This window comes from uncultured Ruegeria sp. (assembly GCF_947497005.1).
GTDB lineage: Bacteria > Pseudomonadota > Alphaproteobacteria > Rhodobacterales > Rhodobacteraceae > Ruegeria.
Window position 1 is genome coordinate 1 of the sequence record NZ_CANMFF010000072.1, and the last position, 398, is coordinate 398.

1 protein-coding gene is annotated in these 398 nt (G+C 52.5%); it reads right to left on the reverse strand.

What is annotated here, in order from left to right; all coding sequences use genetic code 11:
• Positions 1–398, reverse strand: a 398-nt coding sequence (locus tag Q0816_RS25955; RefSeq protein WP_298856224.1) for an AAA family ATPase, incomplete at both ends; no start/stop codon positions are given.

Below are 398 nucleotides of genomic sequence, written 5' to 3' on the forward strand. Positions count from 1 at the left end.
GCTTCTGAGGCCACGCATTCGCGAAGCAGCAGAGCTGACTGTTCTCGATCCAAGGGGATCAGGTTGATATTCTCAACTCCCGGGGCGTTGAGCCATGTCGCCTCAAAGTCCGGTCTGTAACAAGTTAGAACCAGGACGCCAGGCCTATCAGCTTTGCGGATCAGGTGATTGATAACACTTACCGATCTTTCGTCGGCCCAATGCAGATCGTTGAGAAACAGAACCGTTGGAGACGTCCGCCCATGAGAAACCACCAGTTCGATCAGGGCTTCATGTGTGCGGGGTCCAACCAATTCTGGATCGACTTGCGATTGATCAACCTTTTTATTTCCGATGAGCAGTAGCAAATAGGGCACGTGGCGTTTGCGATCCAGCCCAATCTGGGTAAACCCGTCTTC